At 37.1% G+C, this 25803-nt stretch carries 23 protein-coding genes; 20 read left to right on the forward strand and 3 right to left on the reverse strand.

Annotation, left to right across the window (positions count from 1 at the left end):
• Nucleotides 1-375: 375 nt before the first annotated feature.
• From IGJ02_RS01040 to IGJ02_RS01050, 3 genes are all read left to right on the forward strand, one after another.
• The gene (locus tag IGJ02_RS01040) at nt 376-1059 is read left to right on the forward strand and encodes an MIP/aquaporin family protein (RefSeq protein ID WP_430602907.1); all 684 of its coding nucleotides are present in this window, start codon (nt 376-378) and stop codon (nt 1057-1059) included.
• Between the two features lie 245 nt (nt 1060-1304).
• Entirely contained in the window at nt 1305-3326 is a 2022-nt protein-coding gene (locus IGJ02_RS01045) for a MucBP domain-containing protein (RefSeq protein ID WP_430602908.1), read from the forward strand.
• Nucleotides 3327-3627: 301 nt separating this feature from the next.
• Complete coding sequence (locus IGJ02_RS01050) at nt 3628-4281, forward strand: hypothetical protein (protein ID WP_010761916.1); 654 nt, start codon at nt 3628-3630, stop codon at nt 4279-4281.
• Between the two features lie 150 nt (nt 4282-4431).
• Here the strand turns inward: IGJ02_RS01050 and IGJ02_RS01055 are convergent, their stop codons facing one another.
• Nucleotides 4432-5865, reverse strand: coding sequence for a DUF1958 domain-containing protein (locus IGJ02_RS01055; protein WP_010761915.1), 1434 nt, complete (start codon nt 5863-5865; stop codon nt 4432-4434).
• A 296-nt stretch (nt 5866-6161) separates the two neighbouring features.
• On the opposite strand from IGJ02_RS01055, the gene IGJ02_RS01060 reads away from it, so the two are divergent.
• The 4 genes from IGJ02_RS01060 to IGJ02_RS01075 all read left to right on the forward strand — a co-directional run bounded on the left by IGJ02_RS01060 (nt 6162) and on the right by IGJ02_RS01075 (nt 9333).
• Nucleotides 6162-7859, forward strand: a complete 1698-nt coding sequence (locus tag IGJ02_RS01060) for a patatin-like phospholipase family protein (protein WP_430602909.1) — start codon at nt 6162-6164, stop codon at nt 7857-7859.
• Complete coding sequence (locus IGJ02_RS01065; protein ID WP_010761913.1) at nt 7856-8074, forward strand: YdbC family protein; 219 nt, start codon at nt 7856-7858, stop codon at nt 8072-8074. Before IGJ02_RS01060 ends, IGJ02_RS01065 begins: the two co-directional genes overlap by 4 nt.
• A 16-nt stretch (nt 8075-8090) precedes the next feature.
• A complete protein-coding gene (locus IGJ02_RS01070; RefSeq protein WP_430602911.1) occupies nt 8091-8975 on the forward strand; it encodes a YicC/YloC family endoribonuclease in 885 nt (294 codons plus the stop codon).
• A gap of 70 nt (nt 8976-9045) precedes the next feature.
• The gene (locus tag IGJ02_RS01075; protein ID WP_430602912.1) at nt 9046-9333 is read left to right on the forward strand and encodes a hypothetical protein; all 288 of its coding nucleotides are present in this window, start codon (nt 9046-9048) and stop codon (nt 9331-9333) included.
• 68 nt (nt 9334-9401) lie between these two features.
• On the opposite strand, the gene IGJ02_RS01080 is transcribed toward IGJ02_RS01075, so the two are convergent.
• Entirely contained in the window at nt 9402-10850 is a 1449-nt protein-coding gene (locus IGJ02_RS01080; protein WP_430602913.1) for a DUF1958 domain-containing protein, read from the reverse strand.
• A 401-nt stretch (nt 10851-11251) separates the two neighbouring features.
• Here IGJ02_RS01080 and gmk point away from each other — a divergent pair, with 401 nt between their 5' ends.
• The 11 genes from gmk to IGJ02_RS01135 all read left to right on the forward strand — a co-directional run bounded on the left by gmk (nt 11252) and on the right by IGJ02_RS01135 (nt 22978).
• Entirely contained in the window at nt 11252-11866 is a 615-nt protein-coding gene (gmk, locus tag IGJ02_RS01085) for a guanylate kinase (RefSeq protein ID WP_010761909.1), read from the forward strand.
• A 4-nt stretch (nt 11867-11870) separates the two neighbouring features.
• Entirely contained in the window at nt 11871-12176 is a 306-nt protein-coding gene (gene rpoZ / locus IGJ02_RS01090) for a DNA-directed RNA polymerase subunit omega (RefSeq protein ID WP_010761908.1), read from the forward strand.
• A 207-nt stretch (nt 12177-12383) separates the two neighbouring features.
• The gene (gene priA, locus IGJ02_RS01095) at nt 12384-14816 is read left to right on the forward strand and encodes a primosomal protein N' (protein ID WP_430602914.1); all 2433 of its coding nucleotides are present in this window, start codon (nt 12384-12386) and stop codon (nt 14814-14816) included.
• A 32-nt stretch (nt 14817-14848) separates the two neighbouring features.
• Nucleotides 14849-15343 carry a peptide deformylase gene (def, locus tag IGJ02_RS01100; protein ID WP_010761906.1) on the forward strand — a complete coding sequence of 165 codons (495 nt, stop codon included), beginning with the start codon at nt 14849-14851 and terminating at the stop codon, nt 15341-15343.
• A complete protein-coding gene (gene fmt / locus IGJ02_RS01105; RefSeq protein WP_430602915.1) occupies nt 15336-16277 on the forward strand; it encodes a methionyl-tRNA formyltransferase in 942 nt (313 codons plus the stop codon). Before def ends, fmt begins: the two co-directional genes overlap by 8 nt.
• A gap of 5 nt (nt 16278-16282) precedes the next feature.
• Entirely contained in the window at nt 16283-17647 is a 1365-nt protein-coding gene (gene rsmB, locus IGJ02_RS01110) for a 16S rRNA (cytosine(967)-C(5))-methyltransferase RsmB (protein ID WP_010761904.1), read from the forward strand.
• A gap of 15 nt (nt 17648-17662) precedes the next feature.
• Nucleotides 17663-18412: a Stp1/IreP family PP2C-type Ser/Thr phosphatase gene (locus IGJ02_RS01115; RefSeq protein ID WP_010761903.1), complete on the forward strand. Its 750-nt coding sequence runs from the start codon at nt 17663-17665 to the stop codon at nt 18410-18412.
• Complete coding sequence (gene pknB / locus IGJ02_RS01120) at nt 18409-20601, forward strand: Stk1 family PASTA domain-containing Ser/Thr kinase (protein WP_430602916.1); 2193 nt, start codon at nt 18409-18411, stop codon at nt 20599-20601. The genes IGJ02_RS01115 and pknB overlap by 4 nt, the downstream gene beginning before the upstream one ends.
• A 130-nt stretch (nt 20602-20731) precedes the next feature.
• Nucleotides 20732-21631 carry a ribosome small subunit-dependent GTPase A gene (gene rsgA, locus IGJ02_RS01125; RefSeq protein WP_430602917.1) on the forward strand — a complete coding sequence of 300 codons (900 nt, stop codon included), beginning with the start codon at nt 20732-20734 and terminating at the stop codon, nt 21629-21631.
• A 52-nt stretch (nt 21632-21683) separates the two neighbouring features.
• Nucleotides 21684-22334: a ribulose-phosphate 3-epimerase gene (gene rpe, locus IGJ02_RS01130; RefSeq protein WP_010761900.1), complete on the forward strand. Its 651-nt coding sequence runs from the start codon at nt 21684-21686 to the stop codon at nt 22332-22334.
• Nucleotides 22334-22978, forward strand: coding sequence for a thiamine diphosphokinase (locus IGJ02_RS01135; RefSeq protein ID WP_430602918.1), 645 nt, complete (start codon nt 22334-22336; stop codon nt 22976-22978). The genes rpe and IGJ02_RS01135 overlap by 1 nt, the downstream gene beginning before the upstream one ends.
• A gap of 44 nt (nt 22979-23022) precedes the next feature.
• On the opposite strand, the gene rpmB is transcribed toward IGJ02_RS01135, so the two are convergent.
• A complete protein-coding gene (gene rpmB, locus IGJ02_RS01140) occupies nt 23023-23211 on the reverse strand; it encodes a 50S ribosomal protein L28 (protein WP_010761898.1) in 189 nt (62 codons plus the stop codon).
• A 266-nt stretch (nt 23212-23477) separates the two neighbouring features.
• Between rpmB and IGJ02_RS01145 the strand changes: the two genes are divergently transcribed.
• Nucleotides 23478-23840 carry an Asp23/Gls24 family envelope stress response protein gene (locus tag IGJ02_RS01145; protein WP_010761897.1) on the forward strand — a complete coding sequence of 121 codons (363 nt, stop codon included), beginning with the start codon at nt 23478-23480 and terminating at the stop codon, nt 23838-23840.
• 281 nt (nt 23841-24121) lie between these two features.
• Nucleotides 24122-25795: a DAK2 domain-containing protein gene (locus tag IGJ02_RS01150; RefSeq protein WP_010761896.1), complete on the forward strand. Its 1674-nt coding sequence runs from the start codon at nt 24122-24124 to the stop codon at nt 25793-25795.
• Nucleotides 25796-25803 lie beyond the last annotated feature (8 nt).

Consider the following 25803-nt stretch of genomic DNA (forward strand, 5'->3'; position numbering starts at 1 on the left):
AACATCTGATGACTGTATATTAGTACGTGTAGAAGTTGGGGAGAACATAATTGAAACACTTGAATCTGTTGTGAATACTATAAGTGATGTGTCCAATTAGATTGATGATTTGGGCTATTTAAAAGGTTTCTAATATAAATCACCCGTATACACGCACGTAAACCAAAAATAAATGGTGACTGGAACGTAACTCCACGAGTTGTAATCCAGTCACCTATAATCCTAATAAACAGTGGTGTAAAAGCAACCCTTTACAAAAAAATATATATATTGTGGGAACAGACATAAAACGTTACCTACTTAGGTTTTCGGAATTAAATATTTCTGTCCCAACTTTAACGTTAAATAAATAGTTAATTGGTGTGGGAGGAGTATATGACAAAAAGATCTTTTCAAATAATATTGGGTGAATCAATCGCTATGTTTATTATGATAACGTTAACAGTATCTTCGATGGTTTTAATTCAAGACGAAAAATTATCAAATATTCTGATATCAGGAATGGGTGCATTTTCAGCGATTATTATGTCGTCCGTATTAGCTGGGAATATTTCTGGTGCTCAGGCTAATCCTGTGATAACGTTTGTTTTTTTTCTAAATAAAACCATTGATGCTAAGACGATGATTTTATACTTTGTTGGTCAATTTATAGGGGCTAATTTATCAATAATATTTTTATTGTTTAGTTTGCTTGAGAAAAATTTGCCTATAGATGATCTAGGTAAAAGTAACATAGGCAGTTTGTCAGTAGGATTTGCATTTTTGGTAGAAGCCTTATTTACATTTCTATTTTCTTTAGTGGTTATAAGAACAAGTAGAAAGAACTTTCTTGAAAAGGCTGCACCATTTATAAACGGAATTGCTTTAATGGCACTGATTATTGCTGGAGCGGAGTTAACAGGACCATCTATGAATCCTATGCGTAGCGTAGTTCCTATGTTATACGCAGGTAAATATGGGGTAGCAGATTTATGGGTATATACTGTTGGACCATTTTTAGGAGGGGCTCTTGCCTACGTAGTAGCTAAAAATCTAATTAATTTGTTAGAAGTTGACTAAATAAAATGGCTTTCAAAATTGTTTGTCAACACAAACGAAAACTCAAAAATTAAAATAGAATTATGAAGCGTTTTCAACAATGAGTTCAAAGCTCGATATGTCTTTTACAATGAGTTAACTTTGGGTGCACCATACCTTATTTTGAATAATATCCCTAAATTAGATAATCATTATTTAATAATTTAACTTAAAATGATATTTAACAAAAAATAATTCGGATTTGAAATGCTGAAAGGATTGTATAAATGAAATTAAGACTACTGTTAGTAGGTATGTTATTCATATCTAATTTGTTGAATGTTGTTGAAGTATATGCAAATGAAGCTAATTTAAACATAGAACAGGATGGTGCAGAGGTAACTCCCTCTTTAGAAAATGAAAAAATAGGTGAACAGGATAACAATGAAGAAGTTGATCAAACGAAGGGGTCCAGCGATAGCAATCAACTTTCCGTACTACCTTCTGAAGCAGAAGTAGAAAGTTATGATTCAAACTTGTCTGTAGATAACAGTGAAGAAGGTAATAGATTTTCAGATGATTCAACTAAAGCGGTAGAAGTAGGTGTTTTTGGCACAGTTAGTTGGACTTTTGAAAATGGTATTTTATCATATATTAGTGCGGGTACATTAGGTGTCCCAGCTTCATTTAGACCTAGACCTAAAACTGGAGAGGTGAAAAAAATTGTATTTACTCAGCCCGTAAAAGCTGGGGCAGTAACTAAAGAGTTATTCAATTACAGATATTTAGAAATTATTGAGGGCTTGGAATTAGTAGACTTTTCCGCAACAACAAACTATAGTGCTATGTTTTCTGGCGCTACTCAGCTTTATAGTGCTGATTTTAGTTCACTTAATACGCCAAGATCACTTTCATATATTAACAACATGTTTGAAGATGTTGCGAGTTTAGAAACATTAATTCTTCCACAAAACATAAATTTAGTTAACAATACTAAATACGCTGATGGTATGTTTTCAGGAATGAGCAGTTTGAAGCATATTGATATTTCGGGGTTGCCGCTAAGCAGTAATATGAAACTCACTAGTTTATTTTTAAATGCAGGAGTAGGTAACCGGCCTCCTGAATCTATAATCTTAGGAGCTGGACAAAACTTTAACCAAAAAATAGGTCTGCGTCTTATTCCGACAATTAATACTATATATACTGGTCGTTGGATTGGTCTAGCAACAGGGAAAACCTACGAGTCTAGTGATATTTTAGGTTTAACATATGATGGAACTAATCCAGATACATATATATGGGAGATAGCAACAGGGATTATACTTGTTAAATATGTAGATGAAGAAGGGAATGAACTTTCAGATTCTATTACTCTGACTGGTCTAGCAGGATCAAAATATGAGACAGAAGCTAGAGAGATAACTGGTTGGGAAATTAAAGAAATACAAGGAACTACGAGCGGTGAATTTGCTAAGAATCCCCAAGAAGTGACTTATGTGTATGAACGTAAAGAAGCAGCACCAGTTGAAATCAAGTATCAAGATGAAGAAGGCAGTGAAATAGCAACAAAAGAAGTATTGTCAGGAAAAGTAGGGTTACCGTATGAAGCGAAAGCGAAAGAAATAACAGGTTGGTCACTAAAAGAAGTACCGTTAAATGAAAAAGGGATTTTTTTAGAAGAGCCCCAAGAAGTGATTTATGTGTATGAACGTAAAGAAGCAGCGCCAGTTGAAGTCAAGTATCAAGATGAAGAAGGCAATGAAATAGCAACAAAAGAAGTATTGTCAGGAAAAGTAGGGTTACCGTATGAAGCGAAAGCGAAAGAAATAGCAGGTTGGTCACTAAAAGAAGTACCGTTAAATGAAAAAGGGATTTTTTTAGAAGAGCCTCAAGAAGTGATTTATGTGTATGAACGTAAAGAAGCAGCACCAATTGAAGTCAAGTATCAAGATGAAGAAGGCAATGAAATAGCAACAAAAGAAGTATTGTCAGGAAAAGTAGGGTTACCATATGAAGCGAAAGCGAAAGAAATAGCAGGTTGGTCACTAAAAGAAGTACCATTAAATGAAAAAGGGATTTTTTTAGAAGAGTCTCAAGAAGTGATTTACGTGTATACAAAAATTGAAGGAAATGAAATTAATTCCTCTACAGATAGCAAAGTAGGTTCAAATAGTAATCAAAATAGATTACCTAAGGCAGGAGAAACTAATAAAAAACCCAAGTTAGTTAGTATAGTAGGTTTATTACTGTTAAGTTTGTTACTGATGATGGGTGTAAAAAATAGAAATAATGTGTTTTTGAAATGACCTCTATAATTTTGATTAACTATGATAAATTATAGTAATTGTTATTTAAAAGAATTAATTTAAGAAACTGGTTTTTTTGTTTGAAGTTGAGCAAAAAAATTAGTTTTTTAATTTTTTGGAAAATTTAAAAACCCTTGGTAAATCAATCTTTTTCATAAATTTCTTGATTTTCAGAAATAGTTGATACTACTATTTATAAAATAATAGTTTACTTTTTTTGAAACTGTGGGTATAATCTGTGTATCGGAACTATTGTTATATAAATAGTAGTGTTCGAATAAAAAAATTGGAGGAATTTATAATGAACAAATTTGTAAAAGGTGCAGTAGTTGCTGGTTTAGCGTTATCAATCGGGGGAACAGGATTTTTAGCAACGGCTACTCAAGTACATGCGAACTCAGCACAACTTGTAGATAACACAGCAAAAATCAACGCGTTAATCCAAGAAAAACAAGAAGCAATCAACAAGAAAAAAGTAAGCCGTGATTGGCAAGAACAAAAAGCATTGGGTATCCGTATTGGCGAGATAGAACGTGAAATCCAAGCATTGAAAAAAGGTAGCACAACAAGTAGCTCAACTGGAAATACAACAACTCCAGCTGAAGACACAGCGGCAAAAATCAATGCATTAATCAAAGAAAAACAAGAAGTAATCAATAAGAAAAAAGTTAGTCGTGACCCACAAGAACAAAAAGCATTAGGTATTCGCATTGGTGAAATCGAACGTGAAATCCAAGCGTTGAAAAACGGTAGCGCAACAGGTGGTTCAACAGAAAATACAGTACCATCTACACCAGTTGAAGATAACGCAGCAAAAATTAACGCATTGATCAAAGAAAAACAAGAATTGATCAACAAGAAAAAAGTATCACGTGATAAAAATGAACAAAAAGCATTAGGTAAACAAATTGATCAAATCGAAAAACAAATCAAGCAACTTAAAAAAAATAAATAATTCCTTAATAACAAACAGCTAATTCTCAACTTTCTTGCCCAAATTTGTGTGAATTTTATAAAATGTCTATTCTTTACTAAGTTAGCAAAGATACGTAAAAGAACAGCTACCTAGCGATTTCACTAGGTAGCTGTTCTTTCATTGTTGTAATTAAATCCAAGGTCCAACGCCTACTGTGTATATACTCAAACCAATTCCTACAAGAACAAGAATGATCCCTAAAACGAATAAAGGGCTAATGTTTTTAGCGTTACCAGTTTCTGAGGGTTCTTTTTTAAATAGTTTTGATAAAGCCATGAATAAGAATCCTAAAATGACCAACAAACCATTTATAAAAAAGGTAGATAAACTATTTTTTTTGTTTCCGTTTTTCAAAAGAGTAGAATGTTGTAATGCTTTTAGTTTTTTTGCATATTTAAAGCCAACACTAGGAGCTTTAATTGTAGGTGAAACTTGAGTAAGACTAGTGTTCAATGTTACTTTATCAGCGGATAGATTAAAAGCCGGTTCAGTATTTCGCTGAATAACACCATAAAAGTCTTGCTCTAGAATCACTTCTTCTTTGTTTATCGTGTTGTTTCCTTTAGGAAGTAATTGCTTATATTCATAGGTAGCAAAAGCTTGGTCAAAAATGGCATTACCAAAAGCGTGACGCTGCAATTCACCTTCTTGATCTTCCCAATCGCCTACACCTAGCACAATTTCGATGAGACGTGTATTTTCACGTTTGGCAGTTGCTGCATAGTTAAAGCCACCAGTTGGGCTAGAACCAGTTTTTAAACCATCTGCACCTTCATAGCCATAAGCTAGGCCAGGTAACGAATAGTTATGGTTTTCTAAAACCTCAGCGTAAGGCGTATTTTCCATGATCGTGATTTGAGTTGGGCTTGTGTATGTTACTGTATCTGGATAATTTTTTAGTAAATGATAAGATAAAATAGCTAAATCTCTTGCTGTAGTGACGTTATCCGCATTTTGGTCGATTCCTTCAGGCTTGTAATAACCGTTGAATGAACCAGTTTCAGCGCCACTGCAATTGTAAAACGTCGAATTTGTCATACCAAGTTTTTTGGCTTTATCATTCATCATATGGATAAATTTTGCTTCATCGTTGGCAGTTACAAGGTTTGCTAACATCACAGTAGCGACATTTGATGATTGCACGAGTGTTGCATAAAGCAAGTCCCGAACGGGGTAGTCTACGCCTGAAACGATCGAGTTATTACTTAATTCATAAATCTGTGAAATAGCTTGATCGTTATCTGTTGCTTTAACGGTTGTATCCAAAGTAAATTGTCCGTTTGCCATTGCTTCAAATACAAGATAAACAGACATTAATTTGGCAATACTGGCTGGGTTCCATTTTAAATCTGGATTATCTTCCCAAAGGACTTGCCCCGTTTGAGCTTCGATTACGATTGAGGCTTTTGGTTTATAAAATTCATTCGTTTGATAACCTGCATTTTGAGTAATTGTTAGAATATCTTCTTGAGCGTAGGCACTAGTAGCTGTAAAAATGCCTGAAAAATAGCCTAGAACCAATATCAGTGAGCAAATTTTCAGTAAAACTTTTCTTTTTTTCATATAAACATCCTTTGTAATTAGTTATTCTTTTATATAGATAAGCCGAAAAGTTTCAGTTGCTAGTTTTGACTGCAAAAGGTCGGCAATCTGTGTTTATTTAATTAAGTTGGTGACAAAATAAAAACACCATCTTCTATTAAACTATCGTTTTTTAGCAAAGTCAATGTTAAAGCAAAAGTGTAACGCTTCTATTTTACGTGAAAAACTATTGAAATTGTGTCTTTTTTATATACTTTAAATAAAAAGTAATTTTTGGGTAGTTTTGGTATACTTAAAAAGACGGAGGTGGATTTGAAATGAAGATTGAACAAATGGTTGCTTCGCAGTGGGATTATTTTTCTGGACAGGTTTCTAAAAGCATATTATTATTTCCTTTTTATAGTACTCATACTTTAGCTAGACATGTATTTTATAAAAAAACACGTGAAAATTCAGGAACTGCGTATGTTATCTATAAGGGAAAGAATCCCTATATATTTTTGACTGTTGAACATGGGGCTGTCACAAATGTATTGATACGAGAATCAGTAAAACTTAGCTGGACAGCAATCTTTCTGGCGATTGAAAAACTTTTTAAACAAACATTTCAACCAACGATCACATTTGTTTTTTCTCAATCACTCACCTTACACTTACAAGACGTTTTCTTGAAACAAGGATACGCGGTTCATGAAGATCGAATAAGTACCAAAGATTTAAGTTATAATACTGCATTAGTGCTTGGCGGCGGGGGAGCTCGTGGCGCTTATCAAATTGGGGTTTGGCAAGCGTTGGAGGAATTAGATATCCCGTTGACTATTATTACAGGGACATCGGTAGGTGCATTGAATGGTGCGTTGATTTTACAAGATGATTTTGAAGCCGCTAAAAATATGTGGGAAAAAATCGATACGCAAAAAATTTTATCTTTTCCAGTTACGGCAACGTCAGCCGATACCTTAAGCGGCATGGTTAGCCAAATCGGCTCATTTACTGTAAATGCAATCCAATCAAACGGTGTTTCTACGTTACCGTTACGTAATTTGATCAAAGAGACATTCTCTCAAAAAAAAATGCAAGAAGTTACGTCAGATTTTTATATAGTAACGACTGAATTACCTGGTCTACAAGAAAAAAATATACATTTCAATACATGCCAAAGTGATCGCTGGCAGAGTTGGTTGTTAGCCTCGGCCTCTTTTTTTCCCGCTATGGCAGCCACTCAAATAGATGGGAAATATTATGTAGATGGTGGTTATCGAAATAATATCCCAGTGGATGTTGCCTTGCAAAATGGAGCTACAGAATGCATCGTGGTCGACGTTAAGGGTCCTGGGATCACAAAACCAATCAAAATACCAGCTACGACTACAATGCTTAACTTACAGACATCGTGGTCCATGGGGGCAGTTCTTTTATTTGATGGGGTCCGTTCAACCAAAAATATCCAGTTAGGGTATTTAGAAACAATGAAAGTTATTGGACGGAAGTATTTAGGCCATTGGTACACATTTGACGAGACGTTGAAAAATGCTGAGATATTCCAACGTGATTTTTTTGCCTTTATTAAAAATACCTATCAAATAAATCTATGGGATTCTACTGAACAACAAAATAAAATCTGTAAAAAATTGCGTAAAGTTTATAAAGACAGGGTGTATACGGAAAATATCGGGTTGGTTTTAGTCGAATTAATAGCAAAGAGTCAGGAAATTTCTGCTTCTAAGTTGTACAAGATCCAAGAATTAGTGGAACTTCTCCAAAAAAGTGGGAAGATGCAGACGAATCTGGTGGAGACGATCGGAATGATCTCTATCCAAGAATGGCTGAAGAAATATTATGAAGACTACTTTTTACTTTCGGATAAACAACAGTTATCATTAATGAATAATTTACTGGATTCAGATGAAAAAGAAAAACCGCAGCGCTTGGTTTTTTTACTAGATAAATTACCAGTTCAAGCGCTACAAATTTTAATGAAAGAATTTATAATACAAGGAGTGGATGAACAATGAAACAAGAATTTTCATATGAAATCGTAGAAGAAATTGCAGTACTATCAGAAAATAATCAAGGGTGGCGTAAGGAATTCAATTTAGTCAGTTGGAATGGTCGTCCGCCGAAATTCGATTTAAGAGATTGGTCTGCGGATCATGAAAAAATGGGTAAAGGGATCACTTTAACGAATGAAGAATTTGAGATATTATCTAATGCACTAAAATCTATGTAGAGAGGACACCCTGTCGATGAAAAGTATGACTGGTTTTGGAAAAGAAACATTTTTAAATGACGCCTATCAAATTGATGTTGAAATCAAGAGTGTTAATCAACGTTTTTTAGATATTCAATTACGGATGCCAAAAGAGGTCAATCCTTACGAAATGGCGATTCGCCAATTAATGAAAGAGACATTGCAACGCGGGCGGATCGAAGCCTATATCAATATCAAACAAAGCGGCAGTGGTACGAAAGAAGTGTTGGTTCATTGGAATCTCATCCATCAATTATTAGGAGAAGTCCAACAAGAATTAACGGCAAATTATCCTCAAGCTGAATTTGATCCTGCACAAAACATCAATCAATTACTTAACAATTCAGATTATGTTGAGGTCACAGAAAAGCAGGAAGTAGACGAATCGTTTGGCTTACTAGTCTTAGAGTGCGTGAAAAAAGCGGTGGAACGAATCGACGCCAGCCGCCTACAGGAAGGTCAAAAGATTCAACAAGTGTTGAACACGTATAGTCAGGATTTTATTAATTTAGTCAATGGATTATCAGACTTTGTTGTAATTTATGAAAAAGATTATCGTGAAAAATTTGAAACAAAGTTGAACGATTGGCTAGGCGGTCAAGTAGACGAAACTCGTTTATTGACAGAGCTTGCGATTTTACTTGAAAAAGGAGATATTCACGAAGAGTTAGATCGTCTAGCGATTCATGTGGATAAGTTGCAGGAATTATTGATTCAGCCAGAACCAGTTGGTCGAGAGTTAGATTTTCTGATTCAGGAGATGAACCGTGAAGTGAATACGATCGGTTCAAAATCCAGTCCGATAGAAATCAAAAATATCGTAGTTCAGATGAAAACGTTGCTTGAAAAAATTCGCGAACAAATTCAAAATGTCGAATAATAGAAAATAGTTTGTGATTCCGTTTTTTAAAGCTATAATTAAAGAGAAGAAAGCAAAGAGGTGAATAATAATGTCAAAGTATTATGATGTAACGTTTCATGAATTAAGCGGGAAATCTGTGGTAAAAAGAGAAATCATTTCTGATAAAGAGCCATTTGACGTTTGGGAAGATGCTTGTGTTTCATTTACAGAGGAGCTTTTAAATATTCGTGTGAATGAAGAGGCATTTGTCACATTGAACCGTCGTTTCGTTGTCCGTGTGGATGCCGAAGAAGTAGATGGACCTGTGGATAAAAAAATCAAACGCCATGATGAAATTATGGGTGTTGTGAATACTTTATCAAATATGGGATTTTAAGCGCAACAATAATCCAAAAAGAATGAGACAAAACCGTTTTTTTTAGTTTTGTCTCATTCTTTTATTTTTTATAAAAAGATAAATACGCAAACTGCTGAAAGGATTAAAAGAGTTCCTAAAATAAAGAGCAAACGGGTCGTTGGTGTTGACGTTTTTCTGCTACCACGTCTAGTGCCAGCGATGCGTTTTCTAAATATTTTTGAAAGAATCAGTAGTAATAAACCTAAAATGGCTAAGATACCGGTGAGCAAATAAGGATGCTCCTCCTTTTTTATAGATGAAGGCTGGGTAGCCTTCTTTTTTTCTGATTTGGCAGAAGGGTCCACAACTGATTTTGAGTTAGATTCTTGGTACGGAACACTACGAGCAGGGATAGTTGGAGACACTTGACCATATTCATTATTTAAAGATAGTTTACCATCTGCTAACGTGAAACTAAGCTCAGTATCCTTTTTAGCAAATCCGTAAAAATCTTGTTCCAGCGTGATTTCTTTTTCATTGATCTTATTTGACCCTTTAGAAAGTAATTTTTTATATTCATAAGTAGAAAAGGCATGATCTAAAATCGCATTTCCAGCAAGGTGCCGTTCATATTCTCCCTCTTGATCGGACCAGTCACCTACGCCTAAAACAACTTCAATCAGTCGAATATCACCTTTTTTAGCTGTTGCAATATAGTTAAATCCACCAGTTGGACTTGAACCAGTTTTTAATCCATCAACTCCGTCATAGCCATATTTTGCGCCGGGCAATGAGTAATTATACGTTTCAAAAGTTTCAGCATAAGGTGTATTTTCCATAGTCGTAACAACGGGCTTGTTAGTGAATTGTAAAACATCAGGATATTTTTTGATTAAATTATACGTTAAAATAGCCAAGTCTCTAGCAGTTGATTTATTATCGCCTTCAGGATCGATGCCTGGTGCTTGATACAATCCGTCAAAGGCACTGATTTGTGCGCCACTGCTGTTAAAGTAAGTTGTATTTGTCATGCCTAATTCTGCTGCTTTCTCATTCATTTTATGAATAAATCCAGCTTCATCATTATCAGAAACTAAATTTGCCAGCATCAGTGTAGCAACGTTTGAAGAGGGGACTGCTACCATTGAAAATAAGTCGCGAACAGGATATTCGACTCCTAGTGTGATCTTGCTATTGCTTAAAGCGTAGATTTGAGAGATCTTTACATATTTTTCAGTTGCTGTGACAGTAGTGTCCAAGTTGAATTTCCCTTGCTCCATCGCTTCGAAGGCTAGATACATCGTCATGACTTTAGCGATACTTGCGGGGCTCCAAGATAGATCTGGTTGTTCTTCCCATAAAATCTGACCAGAATCAGCATCGATCACGATAGAGGCTTTTGGTCGATAGCCTTCTTTTATAGGATAACCTGATTTTTTTGCAAATTCCATTAGGTCTTCTTCTGCATAACTTGTTTGTACAAAACCTCCAAGTGAAATACAAGCAGCAAGTAAGAAGGCTGTTGTGGCTTTCCAAAATGTTTTTTTTATGAACATAGATTTAAGTCCCTTCGTTTTTTATAGATCAATTTTGTAAGTTGTTAGGTTACCAGAACATAAAAGTGCGTAATAACTTCATTTTACTTGAAAAGTGGGTAAAGTGTATACTTTTTTTGCAAATATTTTTGTAATAGAGGTGACATTTTTGAGAGATAGAAGACAATAGGATAAAAATTCTCTGTGTGAATGTTATTTAAAAGGTTATAGGCAGGACAAACGTTGTTATCTTTTCAACAAAGTAGATAATGTTGTGATGGATGAAATTATTTTATTCTATATCTAGATGGAAAAGTATATTCCTTTTTTGAAAATATTAAGCAATAAAGCCTTGAAAATTACTGAAAAAAAGTGCATTATAGAAGTAATACTTAAAAGACATATTTTGAAAGGAAGTCGTCATGTCAGAGCGTGGATTATTAATTGTACTATCGGGTCCTTCTGGAGTTGGTAAGGGAACGGTACGAAAAGCAATTTTTGATAGTGAAGAGAATGATTTTCAGTACTCAGTTTCTATGACTACCCGTAAAATGCGGGAAGGAGAAGTAGAAGGAGTAGATTACTACTTCCGTACAAAAGAAGAATTTGAAGCAATGATCGAAGCGGGTGAAATGCTGGAATATGCACAGTACGTAGGAAATTACTACGGAACGCCGCTTTCTTATGTCAATCAAACGCTTGATAAGGGAAAAGATGTCTTTTTAGAAATCGAAGTCCAAGGCGCTGAACAAGTGAAAGAAAAAGTGCCGGACGGCGTATTTATTTTTCTAACACCACCAGATTTATCAGAGCTAAAATCACGAATTGTTGGTCGCGGTACCGATGATCATGATGTGATTGAAGAAAGAATGCGTGTGGCTCGCGAAGAAATCGAAATGATGGCATTATATGATTATGCCGTTGTGAACGATAAAGTGCCATTGGCAGTGAAGCGAATCAAAGAAATTATCGCGAGCGAACACTTTCGCGTTGATCGAGTAATTGGTAAATATATTAAAATGTTGAAGGAGATGTAGCCTTATGATGCTAAAACCATCTATTGACTCATTATTAAAAGAAGTACCATCAAAATATTCACTTGTTATTCTAGCAAGCAAACGTGCGCACGAATTAGACGAAGGTGCACAACCAACACTTGAAAATTTTGAATCTGTAAAAAGCGTAGGCCAAGCACTAGAAGAAATCGACGCTGCAACAGTAATCAACGATCCTCGCCCAGAAGAAAAACGCGAAAGAATGCGTATGGCAAAAGAAGAACAAAAAATGAGACATGAACAAGAACAAAAAGAACTTGAAAATCGCATCCGCGAAGAAAAAAGTCTATAAAATAGCTGGAACTGGGATGAAACCATGAAAAGTTTTCATCTCAGTTTTTATATGCTTTTAAAAAGAACAATGAACGAGAGCTTTAATTTTTAGTAACACAAATCAGAGGAACAAGACAAATGTCTGATTCTTTAGTACAATAGGCAAAGAAAAGCTGAACGAGCCCCTTAGATTGATAGAAAATTTTTATAGAATGGAGGAATGTTTATGAGAAAAGCGGCACAAGTGATTGTTGATGTCCCAACGATGCAGACAGACCAACCGTTTACTTATTTGATTCCTTTTAACTTAGAACAACAATTAGCAGTTGGTATGCGGGTGGAAGTTCCTTTCGGCAATGGAAATCGGCATTTACAAGGGTTCATTTTAGCGATTGCTGAAGTTTCTGACGAAGTAATCAAAGCACAAAAGTTTGAATGGAAGGAAATTCTTTCTGTTTTAGATTTAAAACCTGTGTTAAATGCTGAACTGTTGGAACTTGCAGACTATATGAAGGAAAAAACATTTGCCTTTAAAATTACTTGTTTACAAACTATGCTGCCAAGTGTGATGCGCGCAGACTATAGCAAATACATATATTTAACAGATGAATTAGAAGAAAATGTGCAAAATGAATTGTTCGATGGATTGGAAGAAATCGCTTGGGAAGATGCTTTAGCTCGTAATATTTTACCGCAATTAATGCAACTTAGAAAACAGCAAAAAGTCGATATCCGTTACGAAGTGAACACACGAAATCGAGTGAAAACGATCCGCTATATTAAAGCGTTGAAAGACTTTGAACAATTAGAAGAAGCGCGAATGGAGCTTAGAAAAGGTTCGCAAAAGAAAGAGCAATTAATCAACTATTTGCAGCAATTAGGCTTAGAAAAAATGACTACAGTCAAAGAGATGAAAGAACTAGGGTTTAGTACCGCCGTTTTAAATGATGGAGCAAACAGGCAATGGCTGACGTTTATCGAAGCTGAAGCGTATCGTGACCCATTTGCTGATCACACGTTTGAAAAAACCACAGCACTTGCGTTAAATGACGAACAGCACATTGCAGTAGAAAAAATTCTAGGGTCGATGAAGCAAGGATTAAGTCAAACCTATTTACTAGAAGGAATTACTGGCAGCGGAAAAACAGAAGTATATCTGCAAGTGATCGCAGAAGTGCTGAATCAAGGGAAAACAGCCATGATGCTAGTTCCAGAAATTTCATTGACACCACAAATGGTACAGCGTTTTAAAAGCCGTTTTGGTGACCAAGTTGCCGTAATGCACAGTGCCTTGTCTCAAGGTGAGAAATACGATGAGTGGCGAAAAATCGAACGTGGTGAAGCGCAAGTCGTGGTGGGAGTACGTTCGGCCATTTTTGCACCTTTGGAAAATCTTGGCGTCGTGATCATCGATGAAGAACATGAAGCGAGCTATAAGCAAGAAGAAACACCGCGCTACCACGCACGAGATCTGGCTATTTGGCGAGGGTCATATCATCATTGTCCTGTTGTTTTAGGAAGTGCGACACCTTCTTTAGAGACTAGAGCGCGGGCGCAAAAAAATGTTTATGAACGATTGGTACTATCTAAGAGAGCAAATCAGACAGCGAGCTTACCAACGATCGATGTTATAGACATGCGTGAAGAAATCCAAAATAAAAACACGTCATCATTTTCTTTAGCGCTTCAAGAAAAAATCCAAGATCGTCTAGCTAAAAAAGAACAAAGTGTTTTATTACTAAATCGTCGAGGGTACTCCTCTTTTGTAATGTGCCGAGATTGCGGCTATGTTTTGCCTTGCCCAAACTGTGATATTTCGTTGACACTTCATATGGATACGAAAACGATGAAATGCCATTATTGCGGTCATGAAGAACGAATTCCTTATCATTGTCCAAATTGTGGCGGAGATAAAATCCGTTATTATGGAACTGGGACTCAAAAAGTGGAAGAAGAGCTAAAAGCACTTTTCCCTGAAAGTCGAGTTTTGCGGATGGATGTGGATACAACCAGACGAAAAGGTGCTCACGAGAAAATTCTGACGGCATTTGGAAATCATGAAGCTGATATTTTGTTAGGCACCCAAATGATTGCTAAAGGACTTGATTTTCCTAATGTGACGTTAGTTGGAGTTTTAAATGCTGATACGGCACTTAATCTACCTGATTTCCGTTCAAGTGAACGCACATTCCAGTTATTGACCCAAGTCAGTGGTCGAGCAGGCCGAGCAGAAAAACCAGGAGAAGTCATCATTCAATCCTTTAATCCTGAACACTATGCGATCCAATTAGCCAAGGCGCAAGATTATGAAGACTTTTACCAAAAGGAAATGTATGTCCGGCATCGTGGAGACTACCCACCGTTTTTCTTTACGGTACAAATCACGGCCAGTCACCCAGAAGAAAATCAAGCAGCAAAACAGATGTTTGAAATCGTCAACGAGTTAAAAGAAGGATTATCTGACCAAAGTATTTTGCTCGGTCCAACGCCAAATGCAATTATGCGGGTCAATAATCGTTATTTTTATCAAGTAATCATAAAATATAAAAATGAACCTAATTTACAAAATATCTTAAAAAAGATACTGACCGACACCCAAAGAGCAACAGCACATGGGTTGAAATTATCGATCGATGCTGAACCGATGAATTTTATCTGATCTATTCAACCTTACACAAGAAAGGAAACTTTATGCGCTATCCTATAGTAATACACCCTAATGAACGTCTGAAGCAAAAAGCAAAACCAGTAACGATGATCACAGATGAAACAATCACTCTTTTAGAAGATATGTATGAAACGATGATTGCTCACGATGGTATCGGTTTGGCAGCACCGCAAATCGGTAAAAATTTTCAGCTTGCAGTGATCGAAGTAGATGATGAAACCGGACTATTTGAGTTGATCAATCCTGAAATCATCGAGCGTAAAGGTAGCGATATCGATGTAGAAGGCTGTTTAAGCATACCTGAGACATATGGAACAGTCGAACGGGCAGATGAAGTCACCGTTCGTTATTTTGATCGTGAAGGAGACGAAATCGAAGTGACAGCATATGGCTATCTTGCTAGAGCTTTTCAGCATGAAATCGACCATCTAAATGGCGAATTATTTATTGATAAAATCATCGACCCAATCAAACCTGAAGATTTAGATGCATATATGGAGGAACATTTTGATGACTAAAATTATATTTATGGGAACACCGGCATTTTCAGTGCCTATTTTAGAAGGGCTAATTGAAAACGGATATGAAATCCAAGCAGTAGTCACTCAACCAGACCGCCCAGTTGGTCGAAAAAAAATAATCACACCAACGCCTGTGAAAGAAGCGGCAGTAAAGAATGGACTACTAGTTTTGCAACCAGAAAAAATCTCAGGTTCACCTGAAATGGAAAAAATTATTGAACTTGCGCCTGATTTTATTGTGACTGCTGCTTTTGGCCAGTTTTTACCGGAGAAGATTTTGAATGCCCCTAAATTTGGCGCAGTCAACGTCCATGCGTCATTGTTGCCAAAATATCGTGGTGGTGCCCCTGTTCATTACTCGATTATTGAAGGAGAAAAGGAAACAGGGGTTACGATCATGGAAATGGTGAAAAAAATGGATGCTGGCGATATTCTTTCACAAAAAGCAATTCCGATCACTAAAACTGATGATGTAGGCACGATGTTTGATCGTTTAAGTTTAGTTGGAAAAGAATTACTGCTAGATACTTTACCTAAACTCTTAGCTAACGAAATCACGCCGATACCTCAAGATGAAAATCAAGTAACATTTTCTCCGAATATCACGAGAGAACAAGAACGAATCAATTGGGAGAAAACAGCGGAACAAGTCGATAATCAAGTTCGTGGTATGCGTCCATGGCCGACAGCCTTTACAACGTATAATGAAATCAATTGGAAATTATGGGAAGTCACACCTTTAGAAGAAACAACAGAGGCTGCTCCTGGAACAATCATCAAGCGTAGTAAAAAAGACCTATGGATTGCTTGTGGAGAAGGAACGGTTCTTTCCATAAACGTGATTCAACCGTCCGGCAAAGGGAAATTATTCATTCAAGACTTTTTAAACGGGGTCGGTAAAACAGTGGCAGAATCAGATAAGGTGGGTTAGTCAATATGGGAAAAAAAATACCAACAAGAGTTAAAAGTTCTGTCCGTTATGTGGCATTAAGAACCATTGAACGCGTAGATAATGGCGGTGCGTATTCAAATTTATTGTTGAATGAAATGATCAATAAATCAGCATTAGGAGAAAAAGATAGTCGTTTGTTTACGGAGCTTGTCTATGGAACGATCAGCCGCAAATTGTTACTAGAATATTATTTAACTCCATTTATTACAAACCCTAAAAAAGTGGATAGCTGGGTGAAAAATTTACTTAGTTTGTCGATTTACCAATTAGTATTTTTAGATAAAATTCCTGACCACGCTATCATTAATGAGGCTGTAGAAATTGGGAAACACAGAGGAAATGTTGGAATTGGTAAGTTTGTTAACGGCGTACTCCGAGCATTTCAGCGTGAAGGAGCACCAAGTTTAGAGAACATTAAAGATCCTGTTGAACGCTTATCGATAGAAATCAGTATGCCTAAGTGGTTGACAGAAAAATTGATCAAACAAATGGGTATGGAGGAAACCAGAAATTTAGGTCTATCTCTGTTTGAAAAAAGTCATGTAAGTGGACGTGTTGATACTCGTGAAATCACTATTTCAGATGTACTGGAAGAACTGCAAAAAGATCATATTGATGCATTTGCTAGTCAAGTTTCGCCTTACGGTGTAGTTGCTGAAAAAGGATTTTTAGCAGGGAACTATTTATTTGATGCCGGTAAACTAACGATTCAGGATGAAAGTTCGATGTTAGTTGCTCCAGCTATGCAGATCGAGAAAAATCATGTAGTCTTAGACGCTTGTGCCGCTCCTGGGGGGAAAACGACTCACATTGCAACATTTCTTGACGCAGCACAAGGTGGACGTGTGAAGTCTTTAGACATCCATGATCACAAAATTAAATTGATCAAACAAAATGCCGAACGTATGCATGTCAAAGATGTTGTCGATACTGAAAAATTAGATGCACGTAAGGTTGGCGAAGAATTTCCAGCAGAATATTTTGATCGAATTTTAGTGGATGCCCCTTGTTCAGGATTAGGCTTGATGCGTCGAAAACCCGATGTTAAATACAATAAATCAGCTCAAGATTTTGAGCAGCTACCTAAAATTCAATTAGAAATTCTAGAAAGTGTTGCCCAAACATTAAAACAATGCGGTATAATGGTCTATAGCACATGTACAATTGCCGAAGAAGAAAATCAAGAAGTTGTTGCAGCGTTTTTACAAAAGCATCCAGAATTTAAAAAAATCGATGTGAGTGTCAGTGAGGCTGTTCAGTCTTCAGTGCATGACCAAATGCTCACGCTATACCCACATCAATTAGGGACGGATGGATTTTTTATTTGCTGTATGCAGAAAGTTTGCTAAACGAGGTGAAGCATAGTGGAAATCAATTTTCAAACAGATGTCGGACGAAAACGAAATACTAATCAGGATTATGCTGGTCTATTTGAGAACCAGACAGGAGTTTCTTTAGCTATTTTAGCGGATGGAATGGGTGGTCATCAGGCGGGCGATGTTGCGAGCCAAATGGCAGTCAATAACCTTGGTGAGCGCTGGCAGGAAAGTCATATAGATACATCGGAAAAAGCAGCCCAGTGGTTGATTAAAGAAATCCAAGACGAAAATGAAATGATCTATGAAAAAGGTCAGTCTCGGCCTGAATATTTAGGTATGGGTACGACGATTGTCAGTGCAGTATTATTAGATCAGTCATTTGTGTTGGCAAATATTGGTGATAGCCGAGCTTATTTAGTCCGCAACAATCAATTACGTCAACTGACAGAAGATCATTCTTTAGTCAATGAATTAGTAAAATCAGGTGAAATAACACGTGAAATGGCAGCCAATCATCCAAGAAAAAATGTTTTAACGCGTTCATTAGGGATGCCAAGAATGGTAGAAGTGGATGTGGCGAATCATCTTTTGGTGCCGGATGACTATATTTTACTATGCTCAGATGGGCTGACAAATATGGTGTCAGAAGAAGATATTCTAACTATTTTACTTTCAGAAAAAACATTAAGTGAAAAAGTTGAAACATTGATTACAACGGCAAATGAAGCTGGCGGTGCGGATAATATTACTGTCTTAGTGATCCATTTTGACGAACATAAGGAGGAAAACCAATGATCGAAATCGGCAGAAAATTGAATGGTCGATATCATATTATTGGCAATATTGGCAGCGGCGGAATGGCTAATGTTTTTTTAGCACATGACTTGATTTTAGACCGTGATGTGGCTGTTAAAGTGCTGCGTTTTGACTTCCAAAATGATCAAGCAGCGATTCGCCGCTTTCAAAGAGAAGCCTTAGCTGCGACCGAACTGGTTCACCCTAACATCGTCAGTGTCTATGATGTAGGCGAAGAAGATGGCCTGCAATACTTAGTAATGGAGTATGTGAAAGGGATGGATCTAAAAAGATTTATTCAGACACAATATCCGATTCCTTATGCGAAGATTGTTGATATCATGGAACAAATTTTATCAGCAGTATCATTAGCACACGAACATAGAATTATTCATAGAGATTTAAAACCACAAAATATTTTGATGGATGAAAGCGGCGTTGTCAAAATCACAGATTTTGGGATAGCAATTGCGTTAACTGAAACATCGATTACGCAAACCAATACGATGTTGGGCTCTGTTCACTACTTATCTCCAGAACAAGCTCGTGGCAGTATGGCCACTAATCAGTCTGACGTTTATGCAGTTGGGATTATTTTATACGAAATGCTGACAGGGAATGTACCGTTTGACGGTGAATCTGCTGTCACAATCGCGTTAAAACATTTCCAAGAAGAGATGCCGTCAGTTAAAATGTTTGATCCTAATATTCCTCAATCATTGGAAAATGTGGTCTTACATGCAACAGCTAAAGACCCAGCTGATCGCTATAAAACGGCTGAAGAAATGTCGCGTGATTTATATACTGTGTTGGCTGCGAATCGTTTAAATGAACCAAAATGGCAACCGACAGGATTGATGGGCGAAACGAAAATTTTGACGCCTATTACTGATGAAATGGCAATGCCGTCTTCTTTTAATTCGATGGAAACACCACCGGAAGAACGAAATGAACATGAAGAAATCGAGCAGCAAGAAGCCGCAGTAAAGAAGAAAAAAAAGAAAAAGAAGCCATTGATCATTTTTATCGTCTTATTAGTATTGGCTTTAATCATTGGTGGTGGGCTCTATTTTGCAGGGCGTGGCAGCAGTGAAGTCAAGATTCCTAATGTGGAAGATAAAACGGAAGCTGAAGCACGAAAAATATTGGAAGATGCTGGGTTGAAAGTCAAAGATGAGACAAAAGAAATTCCAAATGATTCAATCGATGAAGGAAAAGTAGTTAAGACAGATCCAGCAATAGATTCTACAGTGAAAAAGAATCGCGAAGTTGAACTTTATATCAGCTCTGGGAACAAGAAAATCAAGATTGACGATTACGCGGGAGAAGATTATAAAGATGCGATCGAAGCGTTAGGTAAATTAGGATTTAAAGAGAGTCAAATCAAAATCACAAAAGAAACGGATTCTAAAGTAGACGAAGATAAAGTCATCAGCCAAACTCCTAAAAAAGGTGCAGAAGTCGATCCGAAAACAGACGAGATCACTTTGGTTGTGAGCGAAGGACCAGATGATGTCTACTTAGCTGATTATGCGAGTCTAGGCTACAGTTATAATAATGCTGTAACTGAATTGTTAAGTTATGGGATAAAAGAAAGCCAGATTACTCGAGTGGATAAACCAAGTGATACAGTAGCGAAAGATTTAGTGATTGCTCAAAATCCAGCTGCAGGTAATCCATTTAACCCTAAAAAAGGCAAGATTACCTTAACCGTAAGCTCTGGTCCAGATAAAACAACAACGACTAGTTCTGAATCAAGTACAGTTGTCTTAGGTAGTTATGCAGAAAATTATACGTATGATAACGCAGTAAACGCGTTGATTAGTTTAGGGTTAAAAGAGAACCAAATCTCAAGGCTAGACGAAGCTAGCGATTTGCCTAAAGGGACTGTTATTTCACAAGATCCAGGGGCAGGTGCAACATTTGATCTTAAAAATGGTAAAATTACGCTAAAAGTTAGCACAGGACCAAGTAATGTGAGTGTTCCAAATTTAATAGGACTTTCTTCAGCTGAGGCTAAGGCTCAAATTGAAGGTGCTGGCTTGAAGTATGTAGAAGGCTCTGGGGATGCTTCAAAAGGAAAAGTAACCAGTATTTCACCAAGTGTTGGTGATAGTGTTGCAAAAGGGACGTCTGTTACCGTCAATTTCTCAACTACAACTGACCCAACCAATGATGGGAATAATTAAATAAGTACCATAAAGTGATTAAGATAAACAACGTCTTAATCACTTTTTTTATGTGAAAAAGCGATTTATCTAGCCCTGCATTTAGCTTTTCTTCAACCTATGGTAAAATGGAACCAATAGAAACGAGGAGGTGGCATTTCTGAAAGGTCAAATCAGAAAAGCGTTAAGTGGTTTTTACTACATTTATGCAGATGGCGCAACTTTTCAAACAAGAGCTCGCGGGAATTTTCGAAATCGAAAAATCACGCCATTAGTTGGCGATGAAGTCATGTTTGAAAGCGATAATCCAACCGATGGTTACTTGCTTGAAGTTTATCCTAGACATAACGAATTGGTGCGTCCACCAGTAGCAAACGTGGATCAAGGTGTGATTGTTATGAGCATGGTTGAACCCAATTTTTCATACAATTTAATGGATCGCTTTTTAGTCACATTAGAAGACAAAGGAATAGCCCCAATCATTTATTTGACGAAAGTTGATTTGCTGATTGGAACTGAATCAGTCAGCGTGGCAGATGTCAAAAAGGTTTATGAAGAGATCGGATATCCTGTAATTGCTGCAACGAAAGCGAACGATGAAGAAGCAGTTCGAGCTTTAGAGCAGTATTTTCCAGAACGTTTGACTGTTTTTATGGGGCAATCAGGTGCAGGGAAATCAACGTTATTAAATAGAATTTCTCCGGATTTACAATTGGCGACCGATGAAATTTCGGAATCATTGGGCCGAGGAAAACATACCACACGTCATGTAGAATTGTTACCTTTGTATGATGGCCTAGTGGCAGATACACCAGGCTTTAGCTCAATCGACTTTTTAGAGATGGAGACAACAGAGTTACCAAAACAATTTCCAGAATTTGTAGAAGCTTCCTCATCATGCAAGTTTCGTGAATGCATGCACCGTAAAGAACCTGGTTGTGAGGTGAAAAAGCGTGTGGAAACTGGAACGATTGCTCAAACACGTTACCATGATTACTTGCAATTTTTACTAGAAATAGAAAATCGCAGACCAATTTATAAGAAAAAATAGAAAATACCAACCATCTAAGGATGAGCTTATAAAAATTAAAGGAGTGTTTTTAATGAAACTAGCACCATCGATTTTAAGTGCCGATTTTGCCAATTTAGAAAGAGATATTCAATTAGTCGAAAAATTAGGAGCTGACTATATTCATGTAGATGTGATGGATGGCCAATTTGTCCCGAATATCACCTTAGGGCCTAACGTAGTTTCAGCGATTCGACCAGTGACGAAATTACCGCTGGATGTTCATTTGATGATCGTTCAACCAGAAAACTACATTGAAGCATTTGCTAAGGCTGGTGCGGATATTATCACTGTCCATGCAGAGTCGACGCCTCATATCCATCGTGCTGTTCAAATGATCAAAGCATCTGGTGTAAAATCTGGTGTAGTGATCAATCCTGGGACACCTCTGTCAGCTATTGAGTACGTTCTTGATTTAGTTGATCAGGTCTTGATCATGACAGTGAACCCAGGATTTGGCGGACAATCGTTCATTGAAAGTTCCTTGGATAAAATTGCTCAATTAAAAGAATGGAAGGAAACAAAAGGCTATACGTATGACATTGAAGTAGATGGAGGAATCGTTCCTGAGACGGCCAAACGTTGTAAAGAAGCAGGAGCTAATGTTTTTGTAGCGGGTTCTTACATCTATAACTCGGAAAGTCCTAAAGATCGTATTGAGGCATTGAGAGCTGTGCTAGACTAATGAAAATTCTTCTTGTGGCAGGCGGTTCGCCAGATAAGTGGCCGCAGTTTAAAGCAGAAACATTCGATTACTTGATAGGGATTGATCGGGGAAGTTTGTATATTGTGGAACGTGGCTGGTCCTTGGATTTAGCAGTGGGAGATTTTGACTCTTTAACGATTGATGAACAACGGGTCGTTCAAAAGCAAGCAAAAGAACTGGTTCAGGCACAAGCAGAAAAAGATGATACAGATACGCAACTTGCTTTGGCCCTAGCAATCCAAAAGTTTCCAGAAGCCGAGATTATGATCATAGGCGCAACAGGCGGTCGCTTGGATCATTTTTTAGCAAATCTGTGGTTGCCATTGGAACCTCGTTTTCAAGCGTTTGCCCATCAAATAAAAGTAAAAGATCTTCAAAATAGTATCACGTATTATCTTCCAGGGGAATATGTGGTAAAAAAAGAAGCTAGGATGGATTATTTAGCGTACTGTTGTTTAACACCAGTTACAAATCTAACGTTAACAGAAAGTAAATATACGTTAGATCATGTGGACGTTGCGATTCCTACTTCTTATGCAAGCAATGAATTTGTTGGAGATACTGCTGGATTGTCATTTGATACAGGAATGATCGCTGTGATCCAAAGTTGCGATGATAAATAAAAAAAGCTGAACGGCATGCCGTTCAGCTTTTTGATTACGTTCTATTAAACACGCTCAATTTTACCAGATTTCAAAGCACGAGTTGACACCCAAACTTTTTTAGGTTTACCGTCTATTAATACACGAACTTTTTGCAAGTTAGGTTTAACAGTACGTTTAGTAGCGTTCATTGCATGTGAGCGGTTATTGCCGCTGCTTGTCTTACGACCAGTAAAATAACATACTTTTGCCATTTTTAGTTTCCTCCTTTGCTTTGATCTCGGAGCGATAGTTTTCAGCTCATACTAACTTAATTTATCATAGAAAGCAGTTTTTTGCAAGGGGATTTTCAAATCAGTTTGACATTTCTTATAAAACGATGTAAATTATACAATTATTGGTAAAATAGATGAGATGCTCTATAATTATCTGGATAAGTTCCTTTTCATTAAGGTACGGCTATGTTAAAATATTATAGAAGAAAATAGGGCAATTGTGCTCTTTAAGGAGGCTTTCATCAATGGCTGTAAAAATCAAAACACCAGCAGGCACCATTGAGATTACCAATGAGGTTATCGCCACTGTAGTCGGCGGTGCTGCGACAGATATCTACGGAATCGTCGGTATGGCTAGTAAAAACCAAATCAAAGATAATTTAAATGGCATTTTGCGTAAAGAAAATTATTCTAAAGGTGTTGTCGTACGTCAAGAAGAAAATGGCGTTGCGGTCGACGTATATACAATTGTAAGCTATGGAACAAAAATTTCAGAAGTTTCTCGTAATGTGCAAGAAAAAGTAAAATATAACCTTGAAACACTATTAGGTGTGACAGCTAATTCGGTCAACGTATTTGTGCAAGGTGTTCGTGTGTTGCCTGACTAGGTAGCCAGCTGTTAGCAATGATTTAGCGATTTACTTTTTTGAAGTTTGGCTGGACGTGATTGTTCCACTTTTTATTGATCTAGCTCCACGAACCAGACCTCTAAACAAATAGATAAAATGCCGAAAAGACAAAAAGCATCTTTCCTGCATTTTACTAATTGCCTTGACACACAACGAATAAAAATAAGTTGATGTAGAAAGGTACCTACTCGGTTGTTCGAGGGCTAAGCGGTTCGTTTCGCTTTTCTATGCAACAGGAATCTCAAAGGAGGATTTTTTAGGTGAATGTAACAGAAATCAGTGCAAGTCAGTTCCAAGAGATGGTTCAGGCTGGTGCGAGTCGTCTGCATGTGAATGCAGAATATGTCAACTCATTGAATGTTTTCCCTGTACCAGATGGTGATACAGGAACAAATATGAACTTATCTATGACAAGTGGGGCGAAGGCTGTAGCCGATTCTCGTTCTGAAAAAGTCGGAGAACTCACAACAATTCTTTCAAAAGGATTATTGATGGGCGCTAGAGGGAACTCTGGTGTTATTTTATCGCAATTATTCCGTGGTTTTTCTAAGCAAATCCCAGATGTTGAGACGTTGAATGCAAAAGATTTAGCAGCCGCGTTTACTCATGGTGTAGAGACTGCTTATAAAGCAGTAATGAAACCAGTAGAAGGTACGATTTTGACTGTTTCTCGTGAAGCTGCTCGTTCTGGTGAACGTAAAGCAAAAGAAACGGATGACTGTATCGAAGTGATGGAAGCAGTTGTTAAAGGTGCAAAACGCGCTTTAGCTAAAACACCTGATCTTTTACCTGTGTTAAAAGAAGTTGGCGTGGTTGACAGTGGTGGTCAAGGCTTATTATTTATCTATGAAGGTTTTTTAGAAGCATTATCTGGTGAGTTTTTAGCAACAGAAATCTATGAGCCAAGTCCAGGTGAGATGGACGAAATGGTCAATGCTGAACATCATCGTGGTGTTAGCGGCCATGTTGCGACTGAAGATATCAAATTTGGTTATTGTACAGAAATTATGGTTCAAATCGGTGAAGGTCCAACTGTGGATAGTGATTTCGATTATGAAACATTTAGAAACTACTTAAATGAGTTAGGTGATTCGTTACTTGTTGTAAATGACGATGAAATCATCAAAGTTCATGTGCATACAGAACATCCTGGTGAAGTGATGAACTATGGTCAAAAATTTGGTTCATTAGTGAAAATAAAAGTAGATAACATGCGTTTACAACATGAAACGTTGGTTGAGCATGACGCTCAAGCCGCGGTTGTTAAAAAAGCACGTGTTCCGTATGCAGTTATTGCAATTGCAGCAGGAGAAGGCGTGCAAGATTTATTCCGCAGCCTTGGTGCAAGCTATATTATTAGCGGCGGTCAAACAATGAATCCTAGTACTGAAGATATCTTGAAAGCTGTTAAAGAAGTGAACGCTGACCAAGTTATCATTTTACCTAACAACAAAAATATCTTCATGGCAGCCGATCAGGCAGCAGAAGTGGCTGATATTCCAGTAGCGGTTGTCCCAACAAAAACGATCTCTCAAGGAATGACAGCAATGCTTGCATTCAATGATCAACAAACGCTTGAAGAAAATAAAACAACTATGACAGAAATGATCGAAAGTGTAGTCAGCGGACAGGTAACAACAGCTGTGCGTGATACAACGATCGATAATGTTGAAATCAAAAAAGATGACTATCTAGGAATGATCGACGGTAAAATCGTAGTATCTGAACCAGATATGTTCAATGCATCATTGGATACCCTAAAACGCATGATCGATGAAGATACAGAAATCGTAACGATCATTGTTGGTGAGGGTGGTACAATGAAAGAAGCTGACAAATTTGTAGAAGCATTGACTGCCGAATACGAAGAACTAGAAACAGAACTTCATGAAGGTGGACAACCAGTTTATCCGTACCTATTTTCAGCTGAATAATAAATGAC

This window comes from Enterococcus sp. DIV0724b, assembly GCF_050531475.1.
GTDB classification, from domain to species: Bacteria; Bacillota; Bacilli; order Lactobacillales; family Enterococcaceae; genus Enterococcus_L; species Enterococcus_L haemoperoxidus.